Origin of the sequence: Cryobacterium sp. TMT3-29-2 (assembly GCF_004564305.1) — a bacterium.
In the GTDB taxonomy this organism is placed as follows: Bacteria; Actinomycetota; Actinomycetes; order Actinomycetales; family Microbacteriaceae; genus Cryobacterium; species Cryobacterium sinapicolor.
This window is the reverse complement of sequence record NZ_SOGK01000027.1, coordinates 1-3,022: the sequence shown is the minus strand read 5'-3', so window position 1 is coordinate 3,022 and position 3,022 is coordinate 1. Positions and strand designations below refer to the sequence as shown.

The window sequence follows — 3,022 nt, the reverse complement described above, 5'->3', positions numbered from 1 at the left end:
GTTCGAGGGCCTTCAGGCGACGCTGCAACATCCACTCCGGCTCGCTCTTGAGGTTGGAGATGTCGGTCACCACCTCCGGCGAGATGCCACGGCGAGCGGAGGCCCCGGCGGCGTCGGAATCCGACCAACCGAATTCATACACGCCGAGCCCCGAAAGTTCAGGGCGGTCAAGCAGGACGTCAGACATATCTACCTCTTCTGCCACCCCGACAACCCGGATATTAGTCCGGTCATCCCGTTCGGTCTCCGTGAGGAGACCGGCTGGAACGAGTTGCGGAGGCGGCTCAGGTGCGCACCGCTGAAAGTTCAGTGACGATCAGGGCCACGCCGTGCTGCGTCGGGGTCATCTGGACCACGAGCATAAAAATACTGGATTACTTCACTTTAGGCTTCAGGATTTCATCTGGCTACAGTGCGGCCGGCTTTGGCGGGTCACTGGCAGGTCGAGAGATGGTTCGCCAACGGCCGGCGGAGCCCTCGGCGGCCTCCGGGGTACGCCGAACGCCTGCGGGAGCTTAGAGTGATCGGATACTCGCGTACGCGAAACGCTCCAACAGGGCGTGCCCGACGCGTCCATGCAGCGTGAAGTCCGAGGAGTCCCATGACCGACACCATTGCCCCCATCGCACCGGCCCACGGCGTCGGCCTGACCGACGCCGCCGCACTGAAGGTGCGCAGCCTGCTCAGCCAGGAGGGTCGCGAAGACCTGAACCTGCGCGTTGCCGTGCAGCCCGGAGGCTGCTCCGGCCTGATCTACCAGCTCTACTTTGACGAGCGCATCCTCGACGGCGACGTCGTCGTGGACTTCGACGGCGTCGGGGTCGTGCTCGACAAGATGAGCGTGCCGTACCTCGAAGGTGCCTCAATCGACTTCGAGGACACCATCGCGAAGCAGGGCTTCACGATTGACAACCCGAACGCCGGCAGCAGCTGCGCCTGCGGCGACTCCTTCAGCTAGAGCCCACCCTTCAGTCGCGCCTGGTCGTCCCGGCGCAATCCGCGGAAGCCGACGCAGGGTAGACGCGCGCCTGCCTATCCGACCTGCGGCGCGAGCACCAGCCACCCGGACTGGCCCGGTGTCAGCGGGCGCCGACGACCATCCACTTCGCCGCCCGGGCGCGCAGCCCGAGCGTCACCGCGCGTGCGCCCAAGTAGCCGAAGGCGAACGCGGCCATCAGCCAGGCCAGCCCCGCGGCGCCCGACGGGGCCAGCACCAGCACCGCGAGGGCCAGCGGCACGAACGCGGCCAGGTTCACCAGCCCGGTCAGGGCCAGGTAGCGCGCGTCGCCGGCGCCGATCAGCACCCCGTCGAGCACGAAGACAACTCCGCCGAGCGGAACCGACAGTCCGAGCACGATCAGGGTCGCCGGTAACAGGTCGCTGACCTCGGTCGCGTTCGTGAACGCTCGGCCGAGCACGCCGCTCCCGGCGATCACCAGCAGTCCGAGGGCGGCCCCGCTCAGCACGCCCCACTCGAGGCAGCGTTTGAGCACCGCGCGCACCTCGGCTAGGTTGCCGGCGCCGAGACCCCGGCCCACCAATGCCTGTGCCGCGATCGCGAGGGCGTCGAGGGCGAATGCCAGGGTGGCGAATAGGGTCATCGCAATCTGAAAGGCGGCCAGCTCGGGAGAACCGAGGCTCGTGGCCACGAACACCGCGAGCAGCATGGCCGCACGCAGGCTCACCGTGCGCAGGAACAGCCAGCCGCCGGATGCCGCACCGCGCAGCATCCCGGCCCGATGCGGGCGCAAAGGCGCGCCCTCGCGGCGGGCGTGGCGGCCGACGACGGCCAGGTAGACGGCGACCATCGCCCACTGGGCGACGACCGTGCCGAGCGCGGATCCGACGATGCCGAGACCCAGGCCGTAGATGAACACCGCATTCAGCAGGATGTTGACCGAGAACCCGATCCCGGCCACCCACAATGGGGTGCGGGTGTCCTGCAGTCCGCGGAGCAGGCCGGTCGACGCGAAGACGAGCAGCATGGCCGGCAGGCCGAGCATCGAGAGGCCCAAGTAGCTGACGGCCGCGGCGGTGACGGCAGGCTCGGCGCCGAACGCCCCGACGAGCAGTGGTGTGGCGAACCAGCCCACGATGGCGAGCAGCACGCCGAGACCGAGGGCCAGCCAGAGCCCGTCAATGCCGACGGCGACCGCACGGCGGGGGTCGCCGGCCCCGAGCCACCGGGCCACGGCGGGCGTGGTGCTGTAGGCCAGGAACACCATCAGGCCGATGACCGTCTGCAGAACGGCGCTGGCCAGGCCGAGTCCCGCCAGCGGAACGGCGCCGAGGTGCCCGACCATGGCGGAGTCGGCGAGAAGGAAGAGCGGTTCGGCGATGAGCGCGCCGACGGCGGGAATGGCGAGGCGCAGGATCTCGCGGTCGATGGGCTGCGGGCGAAGCACGGTGACAGTGATCCCAAGACTCTAGTTCAGCCGTTCCGAACCCGGTCGTCGAGCCTGCCTCGATGGTCGATCCCATCCGGTGGTCGAGCTCGCCTCGGTGGTCGAGCCCAACCGGTGGTCGAGCCTGTCGAGACCCGGCGACCCAACCTTCGGNCACGGAAGCAGGCGCACGTTAGATGATCCGCCGCGAGCTGCAACCTGCGCCGCGGAACCGCCCCCGGCCCCCCGGGTGGGCCGTCGAGCCAACGCCACAGTCCCTAGAAGAAAACTACGAAAATACTTCTCCACAACATGACATACTCTCGACTACGTGTGCCCATTAAGGTATCCTTGGAACATGATGAACCTCGCGGAAGACCTCAGGCAGGCGGCCGAGGCTGTGGCCCTGTTGGGCTCCTCGAGTGCGGACTATGAGGCTCTGCCCGATGCCGCCCTGTTGGCTGGTCAGAGGCAGATCGCGTCGGCCCGCCGGTTGCTCGACACCCGCGCCGCGTGGATGGCGGGCACCATCGCCCGCCGGTCCCGGCCGGAGCTTGGGCACTCCGGGTTGGCGGCGCGGCAGGGGTTCCTGTCCCCGGAGGCTTTGATCCAGAAGTGGACCGGGTCCTCGAAGGGCG

The 3,022-nt window shown here is 68.5% G+C and carries 3 protein-coding genes and 1 pseudogene; 2 read left to right on the top strand and 2 right to left on the bottom strand.

Features of this window, described 5'->3' with window-relative positions; genetic code table 11:
- Positions 1-187: pseudogene (locus E3O67_RS03470) on the bottom strand (Fe-S cluster assembly protein SufB); the annotation flags it as partial.
- Positions 188-601: 414 nt separating this feature from the next.
- Here E3O67_RS03470 and erpA point away from each other — a divergent pair.
- Complete coding sequence (erpA, locus tag E3O67_RS03465; RefSeq protein ID WP_134433329.1) at positions 602-958, top strand: iron-sulfur cluster insertion protein ErpA; 357 nt, start codon at positions 602-604, stop codon at positions 956-958.
- 121 nt (positions 959-1,079) lie between these two features.
- Here erpA and E3O67_RS03460 read toward each other — a convergent pair whose 3' ends face one another.
- The gene (locus E3O67_RS03460) at positions 1,080-2,405 is read right to left on the bottom strand and encodes an MATE family efflux transporter (protein ID WP_241981967.1); all 1,326 of its coding nucleotides are present in this window, start codon (positions 2,403-2,405) and stop codon (positions 1,080-1,082) included.
- Positions 2,406-2,742: 337 nt separating this feature from the next.
- On the opposite strand from E3O67_RS03460, the gene E3O67_RS03455 reads away from it, so the two are divergent.
- The coding region (locus E3O67_RS03455) for a hypothetical protein (RefSeq protein WP_135101864.1) at positions 2,743-3,022 on the top strand (280 nt) is incomplete at its 3' end.

What these genes read in the sequence shown, in the direction of transcription:
- erpA (WP_134433329.1), top strand. Translation starts at nt 602, where the DNA reads ATGACCGACACCATTGCCCCCATCGCACCGGCCCACGGCGTCGGCCTG.